Source organism: Variovorax sp. 278MFTsu5.1 (genome assembly GCF_048305045.1).
Classification (GTDB): domain Bacteria; phylum Pseudomonadota; class Gammaproteobacteria; order Burkholderiales; family Burkholderiaceae_C; genus Variovorax; species Variovorax guangxiensis.
Genome location: NZ_CP157623.1, coordinates 72925 through 91328 on the forward strand (window position 1 = coordinate 72925; position 18404 = coordinate 91328).

Annotated in this window: 14 protein-coding genes and 1 pseudogene; 9 read left to right on the plus strand and 6 right to left on the minus strand. The window is 65.6% G+C overall.

Annotated elements, in window-relative coordinates; all coding sequences use genetic code 11:
* Positions 1 to 427 precede the first annotated feature (427 nt).
* The 6 genes from ABL844_RS32420 (at position 428) to ABL844_RS32445 (ending at position 8182) form a co-directional block, all read left to right on the plus strand.
* Positions 428 to 2809, plus strand: a complete 2382-nt coding sequence (locus tag ABL844_RS32420) for a xanthine dehydrogenase family protein molybdopterin-binding subunit (RefSeq protein WP_184642414.1) — start codon at positions 428 to 430, stop codon at positions 2807 to 2809.
* Positions 2806 to 3657 (plus strand): FAD binding domain-containing protein, encoded by an 852-nt coding sequence (locus tag ABL844_RS32425; protein WP_418126147.1) that lies wholly within the window; start codon positions 2806 to 2808, stop codon positions 3655 to 3657. Before ABL844_RS32420 ends, ABL844_RS32425 begins: the two co-directional genes overlap by 4 nt.
* 6 nt (positions 3658 to 3663) lie before the next feature.
* Positions 3664 to 4869: a xanthine dehydrogenase family Fe-S subunit gene (locus tag ABL844_RS32430; RefSeq protein WP_418132185.1), complete on the plus strand. Its 1206-nt coding sequence runs from the start codon at positions 3664 to 3666 to the stop codon at positions 4867 to 4869.
* Positions 4866 to 5672: an alpha/beta fold hydrolase gene (locus ABL844_RS32435; RefSeq protein WP_418132186.1), complete on the plus strand. Its 807-nt coding sequence runs from the start codon at positions 4866 to 4868 to the stop codon at positions 5670 to 5672. The genes ABL844_RS32430 and ABL844_RS32435 overlap by 4 nt, the downstream gene beginning before the upstream one ends.
* Before the next feature lie 74 nt (positions 5673 to 5746).
* Complete coding sequence (locus ABL844_RS32440; protein WP_184642410.1) at positions 5747 to 6283, plus strand: MarR family winged helix-turn-helix transcriptional regulator; 537 nt, start codon at positions 5747 to 5749, stop codon at positions 6281 to 6283.
* Between the two features lie 108 nt (positions 6284 to 6391).
* The gene (locus tag ABL844_RS32445) at positions 6392 to 8182 is read left to right on the plus strand and encodes an acyl-CoA dehydrogenase (protein WP_418132187.1); all 1791 of its coding nucleotides are present in this window, start codon (positions 6392 to 6394) and stop codon (positions 8180 to 8182) included.
* 113 nt (positions 8183 to 8295) lie between these two features.
* Here the strand turns inward: ABL844_RS32445 and ABL844_RS32450 are convergent.
* Both ABL844_RS32450 and ABL844_RS32455 read right to left on the minus strand, forming a co-directional pair.
* Positions 8296 to 9155 (minus strand): annotated as a pseudogene (locus ABL844_RS32450) (EamA family transporter).
* A complete protein-coding gene (locus ABL844_RS32455) occupies positions 9155 to 10039 on the minus strand; it encodes a MurR/RpiR family transcriptional regulator (RefSeq protein WP_418132188.1) in 885 nt (294 codons plus the stop codon). Before ABL844_RS32455 ends, ABL844_RS32450 begins: the two are co-directional and overlap by 1 nt.
* An 85-nt stretch (positions 10040 to 10124) precedes the next feature.
* On the opposite strand from ABL844_RS32455, the gene ABL844_RS32460 reads away from it, so the two are divergent.
* Positions 10125 to 11021: an oxidoreductase gene (locus ABL844_RS32460; protein ID WP_418132189.1), complete on the plus strand. Its 897-nt coding sequence runs from the start codon at positions 10125 to 10127 to the stop codon at positions 11019 to 11021.
* Positions 11022 to 11227: 206 nt separating this feature from the next.
* Here the strand turns inward: ABL844_RS32460 and ABL844_RS32465 are convergent, their stop codons facing one another.
* The 4 genes from ABL844_RS32465 to ABL844_RS32480 form a co-directional block, all read right to left on the minus strand.
* On the minus strand, positions 11228 to 12073 hold the full coding sequence (locus ABL844_RS32465) for a tetratricopeptide repeat protein (protein WP_418132190.1): 846 nt from the start codon (positions 12071 to 12073) through the stop codon (positions 11228 to 11230).
* The gene (locus ABL844_RS32470) at positions 12070 to 13002 is read right to left on the minus strand and encodes a Ku protein (RefSeq protein ID WP_418132191.1); all 933 of its coding nucleotides are present in this window, start codon (positions 13000 to 13002) and stop codon (positions 12070 to 12072) included. Before ABL844_RS32470 ends, ABL844_RS32465 begins: the two co-directional genes overlap by 4 nt.
* A gap of 96 nt (positions 13003 to 13098) precedes the next feature.
* Entirely contained in the window at positions 13099 to 15621 is a 2523-nt protein-coding gene (gene ligD, locus ABL844_RS32475; RefSeq protein WP_418132192.1) for a DNA ligase D, read from the minus strand.
* Between the two features lie 48 nt (positions 15622 to 15669).
* On the minus strand, positions 15670 to 16599 hold the full coding sequence (locus ABL844_RS32480) for a Ku protein (RefSeq protein WP_418132193.1): 930 nt from the start codon (positions 16597 to 16599) through the stop codon (positions 15670 to 15672).
* 188 nt (positions 16600 to 16787) lie between these two features.
* On the opposite strand from ABL844_RS32480, the gene ABL844_RS32485 reads away from it, so the two are divergent.
* Both ABL844_RS32485 and ABL844_RS32490 read left to right on the plus strand, forming a co-directional pair.
* Positions 16788 to 17969 carry a serine hydrolase domain-containing protein gene (locus ABL844_RS32485; protein WP_418132194.1) on the plus strand — a complete coding sequence of 394 codons (1182 nt, stop codon included), beginning with the start codon at positions 16788 to 16790 and terminating at the stop codon, positions 17967 to 17969.
* 237 nt (positions 17970 to 18206) lie between these two features.
* Positions 18207 to 18392, plus strand: a complete 186-nt coding sequence (locus ABL844_RS32490) for a helix-turn-helix domain-containing protein (protein ID WP_418132195.1) — start codon at positions 18207 to 18209, stop codon at positions 18390 to 18392.
* The last annotated feature ends 12 nt before the right edge of the window (positions 18393 to 18404 follow it).

Genomic DNA, 18404 nt, shown 5'->3' on the forward strand with positions numbered 1-18404 from the left:
CTCCATCCGGGGATTTCCGGACCTTTCAAAAATAGTCAGTGAACTGTCATATTAGTTGGGCGTGGCTGCGATTTCAAGTACGGGTTTTTACTGTCCGAAGCTGCACCAGATTGGATTTGAAAAGGGGCGAACAAACGCCAATAAAGGGCGATATGCCAATGCAGATGCACCACTTTCGAGATGTACCGTCGTTAGGGTTTGCATCGACAGCAGCCGGCTTCCATTGCGCCGACATCAGTCATATACTTGTGCATGTGAACTGTCATATCGTGCGATGCAGGTGTCGAAACGCACATTGACGATCTAGGCCCTTTTGCGGGGTTCGGCGAACAGACCTGTTCTTGCGCGTCGATCACCTGGGCATTGCCGGGCACGGGCGGATTCGATGAAGTCCGGCACCAGGAAACCAGTCAAGAAAAGGAAACGCATGGACCGAGCAGACATTCCGGCGAGGCTGTTGAAGCGCGAGGGCATCGGCGCCCGGGTGCCTCGCAAGGAGGACGCGCGCCACCTCGTGGGAAAGGGCAACTTCGTGGGCGACTTCGTGCTGCCAGGCCTGCAGGAGGTCGCGTTCCTGCGCAGCCCGCTCGCGCATGCGGTGGTCACCGGCGTCGAGATTCCCGAAGCGCTTGCGGGGAAGGTGTTCCTGCGCGACATGATGTCGGATGCGGTGGACATCGGGTCGCCGTCTTCGGTGCCCACCTACCAGTATTCGGCGCTGCCGCCATTGGCGTCGGGCAAGGTTCGTCACGTCGGCGAGGCGATCGCGATGGCAGTGGCCCCCACGCGCGCCATGGCGGAAGACCTGCTGGAGGAAGTGGAGGTCACGTACGACGAACTGCCCGTGTACCACAGCACGGACTCCGCGCTCGCGGCCACGGGGGAGTTCATGCACCCCGAATGGAAGGACAACGTCTTTCTCACGCTGCGGGCCAATCGCGACTTCGAAGAACTCGCCGCGAAGGCCGAGGTGAAGGTCAGCCGCACGGTCGAGCTGTCGCGCCAATGCATCGTGCCGCTGGAGGGCAAGTCCGTCCTGGCCTACTGGGATTTCCAGACCGACCAGCTCGTGGTCGTCAGCGCCACCCAGGTCCCGCATCTGCTGCGCGTGGGCATCGCCCAGCACCTCGCGATGAACGAGGAAGCCGTGCGGGTCGTGTCCCCGGACGTCGGCGGCGCCTTCGGCTACAAGGGACAGCTCTATCCCGAAGACCTCTGCGTCGCCTGGCTGGCCAAGACCTATCGCACGCCGTTTCGCTACCTCGAGGATCGGCGCGAGCACCTGATCGTCGGCGCCAACACACGCCAGCATCACTACCGGCTCACGGCCTATGCGGACCGCACGGGCAGGCTGCTGGCGCTGGATGCCGTCATCACCATCGACGGCGGCGCCTATTCCTACTATCCCTTCTTCGTCGGCCTGGAACCTGGCCAGGCGATCGGCAACCTGCCGGGGCCCTACAGCTTCCGCGGCTATCGGTGCGAGACTCTCTGCGTTGCGACCAACAAGCCCGGGTTCATGGCCTACCGCGGCGTCGCGCGCACGGGCGTCTGCTTCGCGATCGAGCTGCTCATGGACGCCGTGGCCCGCGAGGTGGGACGGGAGCCGTGGGAGGTGAGGCTGGAGAACCTGGTGCCGGCCTCGGCCATGCCCTATGTGAACGTGGCCAACAAGCACTTCGACAGCGGCGACTTCCCGGCGAGCCTGCGCCGCGCCGTGGAGATGATCGGGCTGCAGGCCGTGCGTGAGCGCCAGGCGCGCGGCGAGCCCGACGGGCGGCTGATCGGCTTCGGCACGGCCACCTATACCGAGCAGTCCGCCCACGGCACGACGGTGTTCGCGAACTGGGGGCTGCCAGTGGTGCCCGGCTTCGACCAGGCGGTCGTCAGGATGACCGCGGACGGCGGACTCGAAGTGCGCGTGGGCGTGCACTCGCACGGCCAGGGCATGGAGACCAGCTTCGCGCAGATCGCCAACGACGTGCTCGGCATTCCGGTGTCGAGGATCCGGGTGGTGCACGGGGACACGGCGCTCACGCCGTTTTCTTCGGGCACCTATGCCTCGCGCGCCACCGTCATGTCGGGAGGCGCCATCTCGGTCGCGTGCAAGGAACTGCTGCCGCGGATCCAGTCGATCGCCGCCTACCTCATGGGGGTGGATGCGCAAACCGTGGCGTTGATCGAAGGACGCGCGGTGTCCGGCGACAAGTCGATCCCGCTGTCGCAGGTCGGGGGCGCGTGGTATCTCACGCCGCAGGACCTGCCTGCCGACGTTCATCTCGGCGGCCTGGAGGTGTCCCGTGCGTACAAGCCCAACGTCGATACCGGCACATTCACCTATGCGACGCATGCGGTGGTGGTGGCCGTCGACACCGAAACGGGCGAGGTCGAGATCCTCGACTACGTGGTCGTGGAGGACTGCGGGACCATGGTCAATCCGATGATCGTGGAGGGCCAGACCATCGGCGGCATCGCACAGGGCATCGGCACCGCGATGTACGAGGAGAGTCCGTACGACGAACAGGGCCAGCCGCTGGCTTCCACCCTGGCCGACTACATCCTGCCGGGCGCCACCGAGGTGCCGCGCATCCGCATCGACCATTTCGAGACGCCTTCGCCGCACACCGAATTCGGAGCCAAGGGCGTCGGTGAAGGCGGTGCGATCGCGCCGCCTGCGGTGATCTTCAACGCGGTGAACGACGCCCTGCGCGGTACCGGCGCTGCCGAGGTGCTCATGACGCCCCTGACGCCGCGCCGCCTGCTCGCGGCCCTCGAAGGCGCCAATCGCGAAGAGGAGCACGCCCGATGAAAGCGCCCAAGTTCGCATACACGCGCGTCCTCGATGTCGGCGAGGCGATCGCTGCACTGGCGGCAGGCGCAGGCGCCGCGAAGGCGATGAGCGGGAGCCAGTCCCTCGGCCCGATGCTCAACCTGCGGCTGGCGCGGCCTGCTCAGGTGGTCGACGTCGCGCAGATTCCCAGCCTTCGCACCGTCAGCCGCAAGGGCGACTGGATCGAGATCGGCGCCGCCGTCACCCATGCGGAGATCGAGGACGGCATGCACCCGCCGCTGGCCGCGCACCCCATGCGCGAGGTCGCAGGCGGGATCGCCTACCGCGCGATCCGTACCCGCGGCACCGTGGGCGGCAGCCTGGCGCATGCCGATCCCGCGGCCGACTGGGTGGTGGTGCTGGCGGCACTCGGCGCACGCATGGTGGTCAGATCGCCACGCGGCGAACGCACGATCGACGCCGACGCATTCATGCTCGGCGCCTACACGACCGTGCTCGAGTCCGATGAGCTGATCGTGTCGGTCGCCGTGCCTTCGGAGACATCCTTCATGCACTGGGGATATCACAAGGTCTGCCGCAAGCCGGGCGAGTTCGCGGAGGCCAGCGCCGCGGTGTATTTCGACGCTTCGCGCGAGCGTGCGCGGATCGTCCTCGGGGCGGCCGACGGCCCCCCCCTTCTGCTGAATCCGCTCGCAGCCGAGATCGCGCGCGACGGTGCCGGCGCGGCCGGCCGCGAGTCGCTGCGGGCAGCCGTACGCACCGCACTACCGGAGCGCGACGCCATCGACCGGAAGCTCTTCACCGCCTGCCTGGAGCGTGCACTCGAGCAGTCGGGCGTCCTGGCCGGTGCCAAACACGCGGAGTAAAAAGACTTGGACCCGATTTCCATTCAAGTGAACGGTCGCAGCATCAGCCGGCCGGCCGAGCCCAGGGTGCATCTGGGCGATTTCCTGCGCGACGAACTGCGCCTCACCGGAACGCACCTCGGCTGCGAGCACGGCGTGTGCGGCGCCTGCACCGTGCTCGTCGACGGTCAGCCCACGCGCTCGTGCATCACCTTCGCCGTGGCATGCGAAGGCCGGGAGGTCACCACCATCGAGGGCTACGACGACGATGCGGCGATGCAGCGGCTGCGGCAGGCATTCACGCGCCACCATGCGCTGCAGTGCGGCTTCTGCACGCCGGGAATGCTGACCACGGCGCGCGACATCGTGCTTCGACTGCCCGACGCCGACGAAGCGCGCGTGCGCCTGGAGCTGTCGGGCAACCTCTGCCGCTGCACGGGTTACCAGGGCATCGTCGACGCCATCCTGGACGTGCTCCAGCAGCAGCGCGACACCCCCGACGTGCAGTTCGAGAAGCTGCGCCAGAGACTGGTCGCGCCGCGAACGGTCGCGCTGAAACGCGTCGACGCAGCGACGCCCATCACATCGCCTTCGCCGGGCCGGAGCGCGGCATCCGATACGGCCGCCGTGGCGGACATGCCGGAGGTGGACCCCGTGGCGATGGCCAAGGCCAAGGCGAAGGGCAACGCCATCGAGGTCCATTTCGACGTACCCCATCCGGTCGACAGGGTGTGGGCATTCATGGGCGACCTGCCCGCGGTGGCGTCCTGCCTGCCGGGCGCGACCATCGACTCGCACGAGGGTGAAAGGGTCAAGGGCACGATCGCCATCAAGTTCGGGCCGATGTCCGCAGCCTTCGCCGGCGCGGCGCGGCTGGAACGCGACGATGCCGCCAGGCGCGCCGTCCTCAGGGGCGCGGGCCAGGACAGCCTGAGCAAGTCGCGCACCCAGGGCGACATCACCTATCGGCTCGAAGCGCTGTCCGCGGACAGCACCCGGGTCCACGTGGACATGATCTACGCGCTGCAAGGGCCGCTCGCGCAGTTCTCGCGCTCGGGGCTGGTGAAGGATTTCGTGCGCCGCATGGTGGCGGACTTCGGCAAGCAGATCTCCCGCCGGCTGAGCGGACAGGCTGCCTCGGTCGACGAGCCGCAACCCACGGTCTCCATGGCCGCGATGATGTGGAGCGTGCTGTGGAACCGCATTCGAGGCTGGTTCGGAAGGCCGCAATGAGTTCATTTCTTCATGGCTATCACGTGCGGGCCAACGGGGTGCGGCTGCACCTGCTGCGCTATGGCGGCCAGGGCCCGCGCATGCTCCTGTTGCCCGGCATCACGAGCCCGGCCATCACATGGGGCTTCGTCGCCGAGCGGCTGGCTCGCCACTTCGACGTCCATGTGCTGGACTTCCGCGGGCGGGGCCTGTCCTGGAGCGTGCCCGGCATGGACGCCAGCCTCGATGCCATGGCGGGCGACGTGCTCGATCTGCTGCAGGTGCAGGGGTGGTCGTCCGCCACGTTGCTGGGGCACTCCATGGGAGCGCGCGTCGCGATCCGCGCCGCGTCGCGCGACGCGCGCCGCCTCGACAGGTTGCTGCTGATCGATCCGCCCGTCTCCGGCCCCGGCCGCCGACCCTATCCCGTGCCGCTGTCGTGGTACGTGGATTCCATCCGGATGGCCATCCAGGGCATCACGGCCGACGAGCTGCGTCCCTACGCGCAAACCTGGACGGACGAACAACTGCAACTGCGCGCCGAATGGCTTCACACTTGCAGCGAGGAGGCGGTGGTCCAGGCGCATGCCGGTTTTCACAACGACGACATCCACGCCGATCTGGCGAGGTTGCAGACGCCCGGGCTGCTCATGACGGCGGGGCGCGGCGGCGTGGTGCTCGCGGAAGACCTGGCGGAGATCGAAACCCTCGCACCCCGCTTGAAGCAGTGCACGGCCCACAGCGCCGGCCACATGATCCCATGGGACGATGAGCTGGACTTCCACCGCCTGTTGGGCGAGTACCTCGAGGTCGACCTGCTGTAGATGCGGGCGTTCTCGTTCCTTTGCATATGGGGGAGCCGATACACTCGCCGGCTGACACTATTGGCGATCTCGAGATGATGACGAAGCGTTCTCCCGCCCGGAAGAAGACAGGTGGCACCACCGAGGTTGAGGCGGCAAAGCCCAAGGGTCCAGAGCCGTTCAATCCGCTGCGCGAAGTCATGTGGCGGCGCCCGGGCTTCCTGATCCGCCGGCTCACTCAGATCGGCCAGGCGATATTCTTCGATCTCTGCAAGTCCGAGAGCATCACGCCGCTGCAGATCGGCATGTTGACCGCGCTGTCGATGAATCCGTGGCTCGATCAGAAGGCCCTCGGCCGCGAGCTTTCCCTGGATCGAACGACGACGGCCGAAGTGGTCAAGCGCTTGGTCGACAAGGGGCTGGTCGAGACGCGCGTCAATCCGGACGATCGTCGATCGAGGCTGTCGGTGATCACCAAGGACGGGCTGAACCTGATCAACGACCTGCAGGAGAGCATCCACCGCTCGCAGGAGCTGCTAATCGAGCCGCTGTCACCAGAGGACCGCGCCGTCTTCATGAGATTGCTGGCTCAGCTCGTGGATGCCCACGAGAAGATGGAGAAGCAGGGCTAGTCGGCCTGGCTTGAAGCTCCGCGTCGTCCTGACGTCTACCCGGCGCTCCTGTTGTGGAGGGGCCGAGCTTTTCATTTACTTTGGATCTGCTTCGAAAGAAAAATCGAGATGAGTTACGTCGCGCCCCTCAAAGACATGCTGTTCGACATCGAGCACCTGGCCAACATCGGCGAGATCGCGAAGCTGCCCGGCTTCGAGGATGCCGGCCTCGAAACCGCACAGGCCGTGCTCGAAGAGTGCGCGCGCTTCAACCAGGACGTGATCGCGCCCCTGAACGTGGCGGGCGACCGCAATCCCTCGTCGTTCAAGGATGGCGCCGTCACCACTACGCCGGGCTTCAAGGAAGCCTTCGCGCAGTACGTGGCGGGCGGCTGGCAGGGGCTGCAGCATCCGGCGGACTTCGGTGGCCAGGGCCTGCCCAAGACCATCGGCGCTGCTTGCGGCGAGATGCTCAACTCGGCCAACATGAGCTTCGCACTGTGCCCGCTCTTGAGCGACGGCGCCATCGAGGCGCTGCTCACGGCCGGCTCCGACGAGCTCAAGGCGACCTACCTCGAAAAGCTCGTGAGCGGCCAGTGGACGGGCACGATGAACCTCACCGAGCCGCAGGCCGGCAGCGACCTCGCCATGGTGCGCAGCCGCGCCGAGCCGCAGCCCGATGGCACCTACAAGGTGTTCGGCACCAAGATCTTCATCACCTACGGTGAGCACGACATGGCGCAGAACATCGTGCACCTCGTGCTGGCCCGCGTAGCCGGTGCGACCGAGGGCGTGAAGGGCATCAGCCTGTTCGTCGTGCCCAAGTTCCTCGTGAACAAGGATGGCTCGCTGGGCGAGCGCAACGACGTGCACTGCGTGAGCATCGAGCACAAGATGGGCATCAAGGCGTCGCCCACGGCCGTGCTGCAGTATGGCGACCACGGCGGTGCCATCGGCTATCTCGTCGGCCAGGAGAACCGCGGCCTTGAATACATGTTCATCATGATGAACTCCGCCCGCTACGCCGTGGGCATGCAGGGCATCGCGATCGCCGAGCGTGCCTACCAGCACGCCGTGGCCTACGCGAAGGAGCGCGTGCAGAGCCGCCCGGTGGACGGCTCCATCAACGCCAGCGCGCCGATCATCCATCACCCCGACGTCAAGCGCATGCTGATGACGATGCGCGCCTATACCGAGGGCTGCCGCGCGATGTCCAGCGTGGCGGCTGCGGCCTACGACGCCGCGCACCATCACCCCGACGCGGACGCTCGCAAGCAGAACCAGGCCTTCTACGAATTCATGGTGCCGCTGGTGAAGGGCTACAGCACCGAGATGAGCCTGGAGGTGGCATCGCTGGGCGTGCAGGTGCACGGCGGCATGGGCTTCATCGAGGAGACCGGCGCGGCGCAGTACTACCGTGACGCCAAGATCCTGACGATCTACGAAGGCACCACCGCCATCCAGGCCAACGACCTCGTGGGCCGCAAGACGGCGCGCGACGGCGGCCAGACGGCCAAGGCGATCGCCGCGCAGATCGAGAAGACCGAAGCCGAGCTGGCCAGGATCGACAACCCTGCTGCAGCGGCCGTGCTCAAGCGCCTGAAGGCTGCGCGCCAGGCCTTCGTCGAAGTCGTCGATTTCGTGGCCGGCCAGACCAAGGCCTCGCCCAACGCGGTGTTCGCGGGCAGCGTGCCCTACCTGATGCTCGCGGGCAACCTGGTGGCAGGCTGGCAGCTCGCGCGTTCGCTGATCATTGCGCAAGACCTTGCCTCGCGCAGCTTCGACACCGACTTCATGCTGGCGAAGATCGCCACCGCGCGCTTCTACGCCGAGCACATCCTCAACAAAGTGCCGGGCATCCGCGACAGCATCGTCGACGGTGCCGAGAGCGTGACGGCGCTGGCGCTCGAGGCTTTCTGAAGCAAGGATGCAGGCCTCTTCCTCCGCGCGACGAAGGTCAAGTCCGGTGGTTCTTCTCTGCTGCCGAAACCACGATTCGCAATCGCGCTATCCCATGGCCACCCGTATGAACATCAAAGGCTGATCGCCGCGATCCCGGCCAGCACGATCACGCCCCGGCTATGCGGCGCGCGAGATGGTCTTCGCGAAAGAGCCAGCACGCGAGGAAGGCGCCTATGACGATGGACGACTCTCGCAGCGGCGCGATCAGCGCCACTGGCGCACTCAGCATGGCGGTGAGAACGAGGATGTAGGCCAGGGGGGACAACACGGCCACGACGAGGATCGGCACAGCGTTGGCACGCAGGACATCGGGAATCCGATGCCGCTGCATCAGCGCGATGGGTGTCAGGATCAGGCCTTGCAGAAGGAGCGTGCCCGCGTAATAGCTCACGGGCGCCAGGTGCCACGCGGTGACCGCGTAGCTGTCCCAGAGGGTGTATGCGGCGATGGTGGCACCTGTCGCTGCTCCCCAGAGGATCCCCGGCACGGTACGGTGGCTGCCGCTTCTGAAGAGATTTCCGACGACGACGAGGATGCCCGTGACGATGAGCAACGCTCCGAGCATGGCGACCGCGCTGGGCCGTTCTTCCAGCAGGACAACCGCGAACAGCATCGTCAGCATGGGTCCCGTACCGCGGGCGACCGAATAGACCACCCCCAGCTCTGCGCGGTCGTAACCGGCCTGCAGGATCAGGGAATAGGCGATGTGCAACGCGGCCGAGACGGCGGAACCCACCGCGAGCCGCCAATCAAGCAGCTGTTGTGCCTTGGCCAAGAGGGCCATGCCGATCGGCAGGCACAGCAGCGCCGAGGCGCAGGTATAGGCCCAGACGAACAGGAAGGTGTCGCCGCGCTTGTATTTCGAGGCGATGTTCCACAGCGCATGGGCTGCCGCCGCAGCAAGCACGAGCGCGACGGTGCCGGGCCGCATCAGCAGATGCTGGGCAGGTCGATGCCTGCCCGCTCCGCCAGGCGGCCGCGCTCGGGGTCGCGCAGCGCAAGCATTGCGACCAGCGCGTCGATCACGACGAGCTGGGCCACCCGGCTCCCGGCTGCGGCCATCTGCGCCGGCAGGGGCGCACCGCCGACGACCAGCGCAATATCCGCGAGGGTCGCCAGGGGTGTGCCGTACTGATTGGTGAGGGCGATGAGCAAGGCCCCGGCAGACGATGCTGCATCGGCGATGGCGAGCGTCGTCGAAGTACGTCCGGTCGAACTGACGGCGATGACGACATCGCCGGGGCCGAGGAGACGCGTCGCGATCATGGCCGACAGGTGGTCCTGGATGCCGATGGTCGTTACGCCGACCGCGCGCAGGCGGAAGACTGCGTCTGCGGCGACCGTCGCCGACGGGCCGGCACCGAATGCGACGACCTGTCGCGCAGACTGGATGGAGCCGACCGCTTCATCGAGCGCGGAGATTTCGACGGCCCCGGCCAGCGCGGCCAGCGCGTCGGTGCCTGCGCGGATGGAGGTCTCGAGCACAGTGGCCGGGGTTGCATCCGCAGCGAGCGCTTCAGGCGGCGCGAAGAACCGGGTGGTGCCGCGGGCGCGAGCGATCTCGATCTTGAGTTCGGTGAAACCAGTGAACCCGATGGCCCGTGCCGCGCGGACGACGCTCGGCGGTGAAACGCCGGCACGAGCGGCTACCTGCGCGGTCGTGCTGACGCCGACGAACAGGGGATCGGCGAGCAGCAGAGCCACCACCTTCGCTTCGCTGGGGGCCAGATCGCCGCAGCGGGCCTGGATGCTCCCCAGCCATTGCCCAAGTTGCCTATCGCTGGAAGAAACTCCATTACAAACTTCATAATTCATTTGGAATACATTACATTTCGCATCCGAAGCAGTCAACCGCCGCGCAAGCGGATGCCCTGAAACCAAGTCGCAGGAGTCGCGTTGCGTGAATCCAGAAAGCAGTCCATCCGTCGCCGTCGTGGGTCCGGGTGCCATCGGCACCACGATCGCGGGGGTGCTGCACGAGGTCGGCCGCGCGCCGGTGCTGTGCGGCCGCACGTCCCGCGATCATCTGGCGCTGCGCGATGGCGATCGCCTGATTCCCATTCCCGGTCCGGTACGGACCGATCCCAGGCAGATCGATCATCCGGTCGACCTTGTCTTTCTCGCCGTCAAGTCGACGCAGATTGAGGCAGCTGCGGCATGGCTGGCCGCATTGACCGGTCCGGAGACCGTCGTGTGTGTTCTGCAAAACGGCGTGGAGCAGCTAGAGCGGGTCGCTCCCCATTGCCCGCGTGGGCGGATCACGCCCGCCGTGGTGTGGTTTCCTGCGCAGGCGCAATCCGATGGCTCGGTGCGCTTGCGTGGCGACGCTCGACTGAGCTTGCCGGACACGCCGGCTTCGCGCGTGATCGCCGAAGCGCTGCAAGGCACCCGCTGCGTCGTCGAGCTGGCGGCCGATTTCAAATCCCTGGCCTGGCGCAAGCTGATGCAGAACGCGGTGGCCGGACTTATGGCGCTCACGCATCGTCGCTCGGGCATGTTCACTCGATCCGACATCGCCGTGCTCACTCTGGCGTACCTGCAGGAATGTCTGGCGGTGGCCCGCGCCGAGGGCGCCCAACTCGGCGACGAGGTGCCGCACGCGATCCTCGACAAGTTCCAGGCGTCTCCCGCCGACATGGGCACGTCCATCCTCACCGATCGCGAAGCCGGCCGGCCGCTCGAATGGGACATTCGCAACGGTGTCGTCTCACGTCGCGGCCGGACCCACGGCATTCGCACACCCATCAGTGATGTCTTGGTCCCCCTCCTCGCGGCAGCGAGCGATGGTCCTGGCTGATTCCACATCTACGCCCTCGCTGTCCTTCCGCCTCGCTCCTGGCCGATGGGATCCTCAGCGGGTCGTCGACATGGACTCCCGTGGAGGATGCCGTGGGCGGGCAGGCCATGCCCTCTTCGATGCGGTCGGGCCGATGCGTCAGGACCGGCAGCTCACCGTTGGCCACCTCTTCGATGACATCACGGCCATGGCCATGGCTGGCAACGTCATTCCCGCGGCATCTTCGGACCGAGGCGCCGAAATGCGCTGAAATGGCGAATCGCCATCTTCTGATCTCCGATGTCCGCATAAAGCAACGCCGCGTTCCTGTGGGCGTCGAGCAGGTCCGGCTGCAGCCGAAGCGATTCTTCATAGGCCGCCAGCGCTGCGTCAGCTTTGCCGCATCCTTCCAGGGCCACTGCGAGATTGAAGTGCATCAGCGGGTCATCAGGACAGAAATGCAATCCGTCCGCGTAGAGGTCTGCGGCGATCTCGCATCGGCCGGATTCGCAGAGCATGAAACCCAGATTGAGGTACGCGTGCGCATACGAAGGGTCTTCCGAGAGGATATCCCGGTACATCGCTTCGGCGGCTTCAGGCCTTGTTTCTTCCAGTGCTTCGGCTCGGGCGAACCGTGCATCTAGTTGGGCACCATCGGGGACGGGCTCGCGCGGGCCGGGGAAAAGGCTCACGGCGCTGCCGCCGGACGCGATCTGCAGGTCAAGGACGAACTGCCCCGTCTGAGGTTCCCAATGGGCCTCGCCGAACCTGACCGTCACACGGTCCCCCTCGGAGGTGATGCGCATGCCCTGAAGCGGCTGCTCTTCAGGCAAGCTCGCCTTGAGGTGGCGAAGCGCTTGAAGGATCTGGCGCGTGGGAATGCGCGCGGCGCGCAGGTCGTGGGCGGAGCGAAGCAGCACCAGGTCCTGGAAAGAAAACTTCCAGGCCCGGTTCTGCTCCTTGACCGGCCTCACGAACCCCAATTCGATGAGCTTGAGCACCGCGTGGCGTGACAATCCCAACGATTGCAGCACCGCGCGAAGCGTCTGTGAGGATTCCGCCGGCGTCTTCACTTCTTCATTCTCGTGCGCGATGCGGGTACGAGCGTCTTGGTCGTGGACGGCGGAGCACGCTTGGCCTTGGCAGCGGGCTTTCGCAGCGGGACGACCGTCGGGGCGCTCTTCGCAGGCGAAGTGCGCGGCTTGTGTGCCGCCGTCGGCCGCTTCTCCAGGCTCGCCTTGAGCATCTGGGTCAGGTCGACGATCTGGCCGGAGGAAATGGCGTCTTCGGGATGTTCCGCGGCCACGATTTCCTCGCCGGCGATCTTCGCATCGATGGCCGCCAGGATGCGCTTCTTCTCCTCGTCCTCGAACAGCGTCGGGTCGTAGGTGTCCTGGGAAATCTGCTGGATCAATTGCAGCGCGAGCTTCAGCTCCGCCGCCGAGGGCTCGAGTTGCTCGATGCGCAGGTCCTTGAGGGAGCGCACCTCCTGCGCATACAGCAGCTGCTGCAGGATCAAGCCTTCCTCCTGCGCACGCACCTGCACCACGTACTGCTTCGACTTCCATGCCCATTTGGCCAGAGCACAGCGCCCGCTTTGCAGCATGGCTTTTTTCAGCAGGTTGTAGGGCTTGCCTCCCCGCTTGTCGGGCGCGAGGAAATAAGGCTTGTCGTAGTAGATCGGATCGACCGCATCGGCCGGGATGAACGCGACGATGTCGATCAGATGGCTGGCGCCGTCCTCCAGTGCCTTCAGTTCGTCCGGCTGGAAGACGACGAAACGGTCCGTGTCGAACTCGTACCCCTTGATCAGCTCCGCCCGTGGAATGACCCGCTTCGGATTGACCGCGGACACGTACTGCTGCTTGACCCGCTCCCCCTGCCTGGAGAGCAGGTTGAAATGCACCGCGGCCGCGCTTTCGGTGGCGGTGTACAAGCGCACGGGAATCGACACGAGGCCGAATCCGAGCGACAGGGAAGCGATCGAGCGAGGGGTGGCCATGGATGAACCTCCGCAAGGAAAAATCAACATGCCACTTTTCTGGCGGGTCGGAAAGAGGTGAAGGCCGTCAATTGCGCGCGGTCCGCGGCGATGGAGCTACTTCCTGTAGCCGAGGCGCTTCATCGCTTCGGCCAGCGGCTGGCGCTTCTTCCAGTAGCCCTCCCAGGGGTCCTCCGTCTGAAAGGAGAGGTACTCGCGCGCGGTCCGGATATTCCACTGCGCACCGCTCTTGAGCTGCCCGAGGTCGTCCCAGGCCACCGGCATCGAGACGCCAAGGCCGGGCCTGGCGCGCGTGGAGAAGGCCACGGCCGTCGTCGCCCCATGCCCGTTGCGCAGGTAGTCGACAAAAAGCTTGCCGACGCGGTTGCTTGGCCCGCTCTTGGCCACGAAGCGCGCGGGGATCGTCCGGGCCAGGTGCTGGACGATGGCTTGCGAAAAGCCCTTGACGGTCTCGTAGTCGTAGCGCGGCGCCAGCGGCACGACGACGTGCAGTCCCTTGCCGCCGCTGGTCTTGAGCCAGGCCTGCAGCCCCAGGGCGTCGAGCATCGCGCGCACGAGTGCCGCGGCCTCCTGGACATGGTCCCAGGTCGTTCCCTCGCCGGGGTCCAGGTCGAACACCATCCGGTCGGGCTTGTCGATGTTCTTCGCGGTGGAATTCCACGTATGGAACTCGATCACGTTCATCTGCGCGGCCCCCACCAGCGCCTTGGCGCTTGCGATCTCGAGCAGGGCGGCATGGCCCGGCCACAGGTTTTCAGGCAGCTCGGTGATGCCGGGAATGCCGATCTTCTCGCCGTGCTTCTGGAAGAACAGTTCGCCGGTCACCCCCGTGGGACCCCGCACGAGGGAGCAGGGCCGCCCCTTCAGGTGCGGCAGGATGAACTGCGCGACCGACTCGTAGTAGCGCACCAGGTCCAGTTTGCTGGCCCCCGTGGCTTCGTCGATCACGCGTTCGCCATGGCTGACCTTGACGGAAGCCACCGACGATCGGCCGGCCTTCCCGCCGGTCGGTGCGGCGGATGGCCCGAGCTGCTTGGGCCGCTCGCGCACGATGACCTTCGCGGGCTTGTCGTCGCGCAGCCCGATGAAGGACGCATGCCGTATCTGGTCGTCCGGCGTCCACTCGGCAAAACTCACCTCCGCCAGCAGCCGGGGCTTCACCCAGCGCTCGCTGCCGGCCTTGCGCCTGGACCAGCGGCCCGGCCTCGCGTCGCCCTTCTCGAACGGGGACTTCGCGGCAGCCAGCGACAGCAGCCTCTGCTTGACCTCCCACGCTTCTTCGCTGCTCCAGCCGGTGCCCACGCTGCCCACGGACACCAGCTTGCCGCCGGCATCATGAATGCCCAGCAGGAGGCTGCCGACCTGGTCGGTACGGTCCGTCCGGTCGGTGTAGCCGCAGATCACGAACTCCTGGCGCAGCTTGCACTTGAGCTTGAGCCAGGTTTCGCTGCGCCGGGAGACGTACGGTGCATCGGCGCGCTTGGCGATCACGCCTTCCATCTGCATCTGGCAGGCGGAGCGCAGCAGCGATGCGGGATCGGCTTCGAAGTTGTCGCTGAAGCGCACGTGGTCGGTGGATTTTTCCGCGAGGAAGTCCCGAAGCAGCTGGCGGCGCTGCGTCAGGGGAAGAGGGCGCAGGTCGTGCCCCTCGAAGAACGGGACGTCGAAGACAAAGAACACGATGTGGTCAGCGCCTTGCCCGCGGTCGAAGGCGTTCTGCAGCGCATTGAAATCCGGCGCGCCGTTCTCCCCGAGCACGACGATCTCTCCGTCCAGGAAGGTCGAATGAAGGCCCAGGCTGCCAAGCTCGCGCGCCAGCGTGGGCATGCGTGCCGACCAGTCGTGTCCGCCACGGGTGATGAGCGCAAGCTTGCGCTTGTCGAACCGGGCCATCAGCCGATAGCCGTCGAACTTGATCTCGAACAGCCATTCACCGCCCGAGGGGATGCCCGCAACAAGGGTGGCCAGCTGCGGCTTGATCTCGGCGGGCAGGGCCGCCTTGCGCGCAGGCCTGGAGGGGCCGGATGTCTTTCCGGCCGGCTTCGCCGCAGGAGCCGCCTGCTTGAGAGGCCTGGCGATGACGCTGTCGGGCAGGGCGGCGATCACGTCGTACTCGGCGTGGGCGCGCGCGAAGGCATCCTTCTTCTTGAAGAGGATCCAGGGCTCCTGGCGCTCGCCGCCCTTGGCGATCTTCACGAGTTCCCACAGCCCCTCGAGCTTCTGGCCGTGCAAGCGGAACAGCAGCTTCCCGGCGGCTAGGCCTTGGTGGGGGTCGCCGACCGGTTCCCACGTGCCGTTGTCCCAGACGATGACGGTTCCTGCGCCGTACTGCTTGGGCGGGATGGTGCCTTCGAACGAGGAATAGGAGATCGGGTGGTCTTCCACGTGGATGGCCATCCGCTTTTCCTTCGGATCGAAGCTGGGGCCCTTGGGCACGGCCCAGGACACCATCACGCCGTCGAGTTCGAGCCGGAAGTCGTAATGCAGTCGCGAAGCGGCATGCTTTTGCACCACGAAGGTGAGCGCATGCGGGCTCGGCTGGCCTCCCTCGGCGGGCTCCGCAGTGACGGCGAAGTTCCGCTTCGCCTTGTACGTGGACAGCGCGTCACTCTTGGCCATCGGGCGTCCCTCTCAGGGGCCGGGCGGCGAGGCACCCGTGGCGCCTCCTCAAGCCGCCTTTCGGGTCTTGGCGGACGCCTTCTTCGAGGCCGTCTTTCGCGCGGTTCCGGCGGATTTGGCCGGCGCCTTGGCACTGCTGCGCTTCTTGGCTGCCGCATCGCTCGCTTTGGGAGACTTGCCGCCTTTGAGGCTGCGCTGGAGCAGTTCGGTCAGGTCGATCACGTTCGAGCTGTCTTCCGGGGCTTCTTCCTCGGGCTGGATGACGGTCTCGGTATCGCCGGCCTTGACCTTCTTCTGGACGATCTTCATGACGGCGCTCTTGAACTCGTCCTTGAAGTCTTCCGGGTCCCACTTGCCTGACATGCTGCCGACCAGTTGCTCGGCCATCTTCATCTCTGCCGCGCTCACCTTGGCGCCCTTGACCCCCGCAGGAGGCAGGTCGAGGCCTTCCAGGCTTTTGACTTCGTCGCCCCATCGCAGCAGGTTCAACACCATCGCCTTGCCAGAGGGCACCAGCACGGCCAGATGTTGCTTGGTGGCGATGACCACCTTGGCCAGTCCGATCTTGCCGGTCTTCAGAAGCACCTCGCGCAGCAGCGCGTAGACCTTCTGGCCCTTGTTGATCGGCGCAACGTAGTAGGGGCGTTCCAGATACAGGAAGGGCAGCTCCTGGGCATCGATGAAGCGCTGGATCTCGATCGTCTGCGTGGTGCGGGGATAAACGGCTTCGATCTCGTCGGGGGAGATCACGACGTACTTGCCGTCCTCGTACTCGAAGCCCTTGACGATGTTGTCCTTGTCGATCTCCCGGCCGGTCTTCTTGTTGATGCGCTTGTAGCCGACCGGATCCATGCTGCGCTTGTCCAGCCAGTCGAAATCGATGCCCTGCTCGATGCTGGCGGTGTGCAGGCCCACGGGGATATGGACCAAGCCAAAGGTGATGGCGCCTTTCCAAAGGGTTCTGCTGCCTGTTGCCATGTCGATTGCCTTTTCTCAGTCCTCGGTCGCGCGGAAGATCGTCGTGGCATAGCCACCTAGGGGTCAGACCTTCCCGCCGAGGGACCTCGGGCCTTGTGGGACATCGGCGGTCTCTCGCGGAGGACAAGTGCTATCTCTGTGCGCGGCGTGCTAGCTGCCGCGTTTGGCGAAGTTCTGCGCACCCTCCCATGAACCGCGGCCATGTTTTGAGGGCTGAGGTCGGCCAGGAGCAGCCGTTCGAGGTATCCGGCAACTTTGCCCTGAAGGGGCATTCGTGCTGCCGCCCGGTCACGGTTCGCCGGCAGAATGGAGGCTGGGCTGTCGTTCAGCGGCGACGCCCTTCAACAAGCAGCGCGAGGGACAAGATGCGAAGATTCATCGTCTGGCTTTGTGCGATGGTTGCGTCCACAGCTTTTGCGCAGGCGCTGCCGGCTTGGCGAACGTCTACGCCGGAAGAGCAGCGCCTGGACGCCGCTGCCTTCAAGAACCTCGACAAAGACATCGAGCAGGAACTGGGCGATGTCCAGAGCTTGGTCGTTGTCCTCCAAGGTCGGACCGTATACGAGTACTACCGCGATGGCGACCCGAACGCATTGCGGGACACCCAATCTGTCACCAAGAGCGCCTTGGCGCTCCTGGTAGGCACTGCTTTGAAGCGAGGGCAACTGTCTTCTCTCGAGCAGCCGGTTGTCGAACTCATGCCGGAGTGGCGCGCTCTCAACTCGGACCCTCGCGCGCAGAGCATCACGTTGCGACACCTGATGGCCATGACTGCTGGATTTGCGGTAGATGACCGTTCAGGAACTGCAGCACCGCTCACGCCGACTTCCGCTTGGGCAAGGTCAATTCAGACAGAGCCAGGGCAACGCTTCGCCTACGACAACAGTGGACCTCCCATGGTTCGAGCCGTCCTCGAACGAGTGACCGGACGTCCGATGGCAGACCTCGTGCGCGAGCAACTCGTGACGCCTCTTGAAATGCGGCAGCCTGCGTACTCTCGTGACGGCATTGCTTCCATGAGAACTGTGGACATGGCAAAGCTGGGGCACCTGATGCTGCTGGATGGCACCTGGGCTGGCGCCCCGTTGCTGCCTCCGGGCTTCGTAGCCCAGATGGTCAAGCCTCAAAGTTCGGGCGGGCCGCCCGCTCACTTGCCCTATGGACTGTTCTGGTGGGTGCCTTCGGGTTCCACCTTCTTCGCCAGCGGCTACGCTGGGCAGCTGATCTGGGTCCACTCCCCTCTCGGCTTGGTTGTGGCCGTGACATCCACGATTTCGCCGGATAGCGCGCATCGCGGGCAGGCCCTGAGGCTCGCGCGAGGCCCTGTGTTTCAGGCAGCCCAGCGGCGACTGGCTTTGCCCCCCAAATAGGCCTGAAAAGCTCATCAGATTTCAGAGCGAGCCCAGGCGAAAGAAACAAGAATCCACGAGTGGAATATTCTTGCCGGTCGGATGAGAGACGACATTGGGGAACCTGGTCGAAGTCAGATGTTGCCGTGCTGACCGAGTGTGGATTTCCGGGGCGTCAGGCGGGCGCTGCGCCTGAAAGTTCGGCCGGGCGCATGCGAGGAGAAATATCCGCGACATCGGTCGAGTTGCGCTCAAGCCATGATCGACACCCCGTTATCGGCACTCCGAACGTACCAGGCATTGGCACGCTGCAGGAGCTTCACAACCACTGCACGCGACCAGGGCTTGGCTCGATCCGCCGTGAGCCGACACGTCGCTGCGCTCGAAGCTCAGTTGGGCCAGACGCTGGGGCGCGGTCGGGCGAGCGGAGTCTGTGAGCCCTGAAGGCATCCATCC

Bases quoted from the DNA above. Each gene is read 5' to 3' on its own strand.
- ABL844_RS32420 (WP_184642414.1), top strand. From the start codon at position 428: ATGGACCGAGCAGACATTCCGGCGAGGCTGTTGAAGCGCGAGGGCATC.
- ABL844_RS32425 (WP_418126147.1), top strand. From the start codon at position 2,806: ATGAAAGCGCCCAAGTTCGCATACACGCGCGTCCTCGATGTCGGCGAG.
- ABL844_RS32435 (WP_418132186.1), top strand. From the start codon at position 4,866: ATGAGTTCATTTCTTCATGGCTATCACGTGCGGGCCAACGGGGTGCGG.
- ABL844_RS32440 (WP_184642410.1), top strand. From the start codon at position 5,747: ATGATGACGAAGCGTTCTCCCGCCCGGAAGAAGACAGGTGGCACCACC.
- ABL844_RS32445 (WP_418132187.1), top strand. From the start codon at position 6,392: ATGAGTTACGTCGCGCCCCTCAAAGACATGCTGTTCGACATCGAGCAC.
- ABL844_RS32455 (WP_418132188.1), bottom strand. From the start codon at position 10,039: ATGAATTATGAAGTTTGTAATGGAGTTTCTTCCAGCGATAGGCAACTT.
- ABL844_RS32470 (WP_418132191.1), bottom strand. From the start codon at position 13,002: ATGGCCACCCCTCGCTCGATCGCTTCCCTGTCGCTCGGATTCGGCCTC.
- ligD (WP_418132192.1), bottom strand. From the start codon at position 15,621: ATGGCCAAGAGTGACGCGCTGTCCACGTACAAGGCGAAGCGGAACTTC.
- ABL844_RS32480 (WP_418132193.1), bottom strand. From the start codon at position 16,599: ATGGCAACAGGCAGCAGAACCCTTTGGAAAGGCGCCATCACCTTTGGC.
- ABL844_RS32485 (WP_418132194.1), top strand. From the start codon at position 16,788: ATGAACCGCGGCCATGTTTTGAGGGCTGAGGTCGGCCAGGAGCAGCCG.
- ABL844_RS32490 (WP_418132195.1), top strand. From the start codon at position 18,207: ATGATCGACACCCCGTTATCGGCACTCCGAACGTACCAGGCATTGGCA.